This is a genomic window from uncultured Granulicatella sp., assembly GCF_963515095.1.
Taxonomy (GTDB): Bacteria; Bacillota; Bacilli; order Lactobacillales; family Aerococcaceae; genus Granulicatella.
Genome location: NZ_CAUPXD010000024.1, coordinates 23,335 through 29,431 on the forward strand (window position 1 = coordinate 23,335; position 6,097 = coordinate 29,431).

Below are 6,097 nucleotides of genomic sequence, written 5' to 3' on the forward strand. Positions count from 1 at the left end.
AGTTGTACGACGTAAACCGTTTGGTATACGTCGTATCACTATTGAAAACTTTTAAGAGGTGAAAAAGATGGTAGTAGGCGATTTTGCTATTGAACTAGATACAGTCGTAATTGGTGCCGGCCCTGGTGGGTATGTTGCTGCAATTCGTGCAGCTCAAGAAGGACAAAAAGTTGCGATTATTGAAAAAGAATATATTGGTGGTGTGTGTTTAAACGTTGGATGTATTCCATCTAAAGCATTAATTTCTGCAGGACACCATTATCAAGAAGCTCAACATTCTGAAGTTTTCGGAGTAACTGCAAAAGAAGTAGTATTAGATTTTGCAAAAACTCAAGAATGGAAAGATAACCAAGTTGTTAAAAAATTAACTTCTGGTATTGAATACTTATTAAAGAAAAATAAAGTGGAAATTATCCGTGGAGAAGCTTTCCTAGTTGATGACCACACATTACGTGTTGTGACAGAAGATTCTGCTCAAACTTATTCATTCAACCATGCAATTATTGCAACTGGTAGTCGTCCAATTGAAATCAAAGGTTTCAAATTTGGTGGACGTGTCATCGATTCAACTGGTGGTTTAGGATTAAAAGATGTTCCTAAGAAATTAGTTGTTATCGGTGGTGGAGTAATCGGTTCAGAATTAGGTGGAGCTTATGCTAACTTAGGTTCTGAAGTAACAATTTTAGAAGGTGCTCCAAGCATTCTATCAATGTTCGATAAAGATATGGTGAAATTAGTAGAAGATGATTTCGCTAAAAAAGGAGTTACAGTTATTACTTCAGCAATGGCTAAAGAAGCTGTTGATAATGGAGATAGCGTAACTGTAAAATTCGAAGTTGAAGGAAAAGAACAATCAATCGTTGCAGATTACGTAATGGTTGCTGTAGGACGCCGTCCAAACACTGATGAATTAGGATTAGACGTTGTAGGTGTTGAAATGACTGAACGTGGTTTAGTAAAAGTAGATAACCAAGGACGTACAAATATTAAAAACATTTTTGCAATTGGAGATATTGTTCCTGGTGCAGCATTAGCACATAAAGCAAGTTACGAAGGTAAAGTTGCTGCTGAAGCAATCTCAGGTAAACCAGTTGCTGTTGACTATCGTGCAATGCCAGCTGTTGCCTTCACTGATCCAGAATTAGCTTCTGTTGGTTATACTCAACAACAAGCAAAAGATGCTGGATTAAAAGTGAAAGCATCTAAATTCCCTCTAGCAGGAAATGGACGTGCGATTTCATTAAATGCAACTGAAGGATTTGTTCGTTTAATTACAACAAAAGACGATAATGTAATCGTTGGTGCTCAAGTAGCAGGGGTAAATGCAAGTGACTTAATCGCAGAATTAGGTTTAGCGGTTGAAGCTGGTATGAATGCAGAAGATATCGCATTAACAATCCACTCACATCCATCATTAGCTGAAGTAATTATGGATACAGCTGAATTAGCATTAGGAATGCCAATTCATATTTAATCATTTTACGTTTGAAAGGCCGAGTTTTCTCGGTCTTTTTTTGTGTTTATTTTTCTAGCTTAATTTTATAAGAGGTGTACTAAAAATAAAACGATTTTTTCCCGTTTAAGTAGCGATTATGTCGAATAAACTCGTTTTTTTTTTTTTTTTCTAAAAAAGTTCATTTTGCTTGTAAATATATATTATTTTGTTTAAAATATAGTAGATATAAGGAAAAGTATTGAGAAATAAAAGTCATTACGCACATTTTGTTTTCTTATAAGATTGTGTGCGATATTGTTACTCGGAATATAATTTGCGAGTTTTTTTGTTTCTTAATCAGGATAAACGATATAGTATGAATCGTAAATTAATGGAGGAGAATTAATGAAATTTCGAGATAAGCAATTAAAATATAGTATTAGAAAATTCAGCGTTGGTGTTGCCAGCGTTGCAATCGGTGCCGTTTATCTTGCAATGGGCACACACGTAGCTCATGCGGGAGAGATTACACCGAACTCAGAACAACATGATAGAGTAACTGGAACTGGGAAACCAGATTCCAATCCAAGTGAAACAGAAACAAAAACAGTTACACGTACAATCAAGTATGTAAATGCTGCTGATGAAAGTAAAGAAGTATCTACTACAGTTACTCAAACAGTTACCTTAACACGTAAACAAGGCACAAAAGAGTGGACAACAGGGAAATGGGAAGCACAAACTTCACCAATAGTAGATGGTTATAGTGCTCCTAATCAGTCAACTGTAGAAGCAAAAGAAGTGACATCAACAACTGAAGATGAAGAAGTAATAGTTTACTATACTAAACTTGGTGCTTCATCAACTTCATCAACTAGAGGTCGCCGTGTAAGAAGAGAAACAGGAGATGCTCCTACTGGAGAAACTTCTGGTAATTCTACTGGAACTGAGAATAACGAAGCAATAAATTCTGCTCTAACCGAACGTAAGGGGTCTACAGTACAAGCAGATCAACCAGGGATAAATATACCAAAAGGAAATGAGCCTGGAGCACAAGATCCGAATGCTCACATAAGTTTCGATGATCCTAATCATACTGCTACAGTTGAAGAAATGTGGAAGATTATCCAAAATATGCCGGATGACTTCCAAAATAATGAACGTTCATACTTGAGAAACATGGATACTCTAGGAAACGAACTTCGTTTTGATAAGACTGATGAGAATCCAGAAGGTGTGCCACTTAAACCAGGTGAAATCAGAGAAATCAGTAACTTTGGTGGATGGACCGCTATTATGAAAAAAGATGGTGAAACTGGTAAGTTCGCTATTGGAATGAAAAATGAACAAGGTTATTTCACTGGTTGGTATAACAAAAATGGCGAACGTCAAGAAGGTGGAATGCTTGGTTCTGATGCACTTGACCGAATCTATCTTCATGAACAAGCATTAGACCGTCGCTTTAAATATATGTTAATGCTTGCCAAAGGACGTACTATCGCCAATAAAGATGATAAAGCACAAGATGGCTCTGCATTTGATATAGTGACAGCGAATAGTGCGGAGAATAAAGCTAAACTTGCTTCCTTACCTGTAAAAGATAGGGAAGATATACTCCAACACGCACCAAATATTGAAGGTTTCAATGGGATTGAAAAAACGTTCACAGCCTTTTCGACGGCATATGGAAGTCGTTTGAAAATCGAGTTTGTAACGGGATATATCTCAGACTTTGAAGGGTCAAAAGGAACTTATCGTATCGTTGTTAAAGCTATTAAAAAGGATAATTCTGAAGAAACTGTCTATGACCACACTATCAACCGAATTGACGGAGTAGTAGAGAACGAAGAACGCTACAGCCAAGGTGTGGATTTAAGTGGGTTTAATAATACTATTAAAAGTTTATTGAAAAATGAATACAATAAAAAAGTCACTGATCTTGCAAATGCCAAATATACGGTAAAATATCCGGGTAGAGGAAAAAAAGATAGAGAGAAACTAGACGCTTTAAAAGAGGAAGTAAAACAAGAACTTGCTAAAAGTGGAGACGTTATATATGAATTGCCTATAGATAAGGATGAATTGCATGAAGTAGAAAAAAACGGAAAACCGTCTAATAAGTTTAAAGAAGGGATTCCTTTTATAGCAAAAAGTTATGCAGCTGTAGCTAATGATCTCAATAATAGTTTTAGCAAGAAATTGGATAGGGAGGTTCAAAAGAACTCTCCAGCGTGGATAAGTAGTGCTGAAACAAATCCAGACGGAACAGTAAAAAGTAAAGACCCAGATCGTGTCTATAAGTTATTGGATTTTATATTACCGACTGCGAAAAAAATTGTCTATCATGCAGATACAGACCAATTAGAACTCCAAACAGATCCAGATAAAGTAGCCAAACATCGCGAAGAGTTAAAGAATAGACTAGCAGCTAAAAAAGTAGAATTAGAAACAGCTAATGAAGAGAAAAAAATTGAACTAAAGAAAGAAATCTCTGCCTTAGAATCAGCCATTGGATCCACAAATGCCTATACTTACACGGAAGCAAGAAACGGTAGTAAAGAAGCGAAAATCCTTGGCTCACACATGGAAGCAACTAGAAAAACTGATGAAATATCAGATCCTGAATATGGAAAATATCATACTAATGAACTTGCTGAGAAAGAATCAGATGGTCTTGCAAAATTCACGCGCTATTTTGTTGAAAAAGAAAATGTTGCACGTTCAAATGTAATTTCTGATGAGAAATTATCAGAAATAATTAATACAGAGATTAGTGGCGATAATGACAAGCTAGGTAAAGGTGGATACTTCTCAACAGGAGATATTCCATTAGGTAAAGACGTTGTATCCTATAAAGTGCAAGTGTTTGCGGAAAATGAAAAACGTGTTGGGGTTAATAAGCAAAGTCCAAGACTTCAATATAACTTACCTATCCTAGCCGATTTCTCAGTAATCCAAGATACGGTAGAACCGTCTAAAGAATTAGCAAGAAGAATTATTAGTAAGTCGAATCTTCCAGAAGATAAGAAAAAGGAAATTATAGAAAAAATCAACAAGAGTAAGAAGACATCTGAAATAAGATCTCAGCTGTCAGGAGATGTTAAAGTTAAGTATCAAGATGTATCTGGAAATGTATTAACACTTGATAATACTAAAGAACATCAAAAAGAGACTGACTTAGGTAAAAAAGGAGAAGATGGAACATACCTTGCTGTCGATAGCGGACTACGTTATACAAACTATAACGTTACCGATAAAAAATTAAACACGATTACAACTAGTGATGGTAAACAATATATACTGAAAAGATCATTAGAGGATGGTACTCTTGATAATGGAAGATTGAAAACTTCTGCTGATGAATCAGGAACTTTATCTGATAGCCTAGCAACAGTAACGTTTGTATATGAAGAATACACACCACCTGCAACAGGTAAAGGTGTCGTTCACTTCAAGAAACAAGTATCTGAGACAACAACAGAAGCGTTAACAGGATATGATGATATTACGCTTTCTGGTAATGTAGGAGAGACATTCTCTTCAACAGATGTGGATACTAGAATAACAGCGCTGAAAAATGCTGGGTATGAGATTGTTGAAGACACATTTACAAATGGGGATAAAATAATTGACTCAACGGCTGATGTAGACGGACAAGACCCAAGTCAGGTGTATAATGTAATTGTAAGAGAAAAAGTGGAAACAGTAACAACACCACCGACTCCAAATACACCGGTGGATCCAAATAATGAAGAAGGACCAAAATGGCCGGAAACAGGATTAGCAAAATCTGACTTAGAAAAAGAAGTAACACGTACAATTACTTACGTTAAGAAAGAAACTGCAGACGGGGAAAAGATTCCAGATGCACGACCTACAAAGGTAGACAAAGTATTATACAAACGTACTGCAACATATAACTTAGTTAGCAAAACAGTTACTTATAGTAATTGGACACCAACTGCAGATGATACGCATACAGCTACAAGTTTTTCACCAGTAAAAACCCCTGTATTAACTGGATATGTAGCAGATTTTAAGGAAGTTACAGATGCACCAGCTGCGCCAACTGCAAACGGCGAAGTAACGAATATGACTAAAGAAGTTGTATACACTAAGATAGGATCATGGGTACCGAAGATACCAGGGAAAACTCCAATACCAATTCCATATCCAAACGATCCAGAAGATGCAACAAAACCTAAATATCCAGATTATCCAAAAACACCGGAAAATCCGGATGGAACACCAAACCCTCAACCTGAGAACCCAGGCGGAAGCACACCAGGAGGAAACGAAACCCCAGGTGGTGAAACTCCAGGAGGAGGAAACGAAACCCCAGGTGGTGAAACTCCAGGAGGAGGAAATGAAAACCCAGGCGGTGAAACGCCAGGAACTCCTGAAAAACCAAAAACTCCAGAATTACCGGTAATTCCATACGAACCAGGGTACACACCAGGAATACCTACAGATCCAACACAACCAGTGGATCCTAAGACAAATCCGCTAGTACCATTAACACTGGTAGATCCAAAAGATCCTAAAAAAGGATACAAGGTACCAGAAATACCAGAAACACCAGGAAACGATACACCAATTACGTATGAAGCAAATCCACAAAAAGCATTGGTGAAAGTAGTTAATGTTAAGGGTGAAGGAGAA

General features: G+C 36.9%; 2 protein-coding genes. Both read left to right on the top strand.

Translation table 11 applies throughout. The features are described from left to right. The first annotated feature begins 67 nt into the window (after positions 1 to 67). Positions 68 to 1,474 (top strand): dihydrolipoyl dehydrogenase, encoded by a 1,407-nt coding sequence (gene lpdA / locus RWL86_RS06230; RefSeq protein ID WP_314077995.1) that lies wholly within the window; start codon positions 68 to 70, stop codon positions 1,472 to 1,474. 366 nt (positions 1,475 to 1,840) lie between these two features. After that, positions 1,841 to 6,097, top strand: a 4,257-nt coding sequence (locus RWL86_RS06235) for a mucin-binding protein (RefSeq protein WP_314077997.1), incomplete at its 3' end; no start/stop codon positions are given.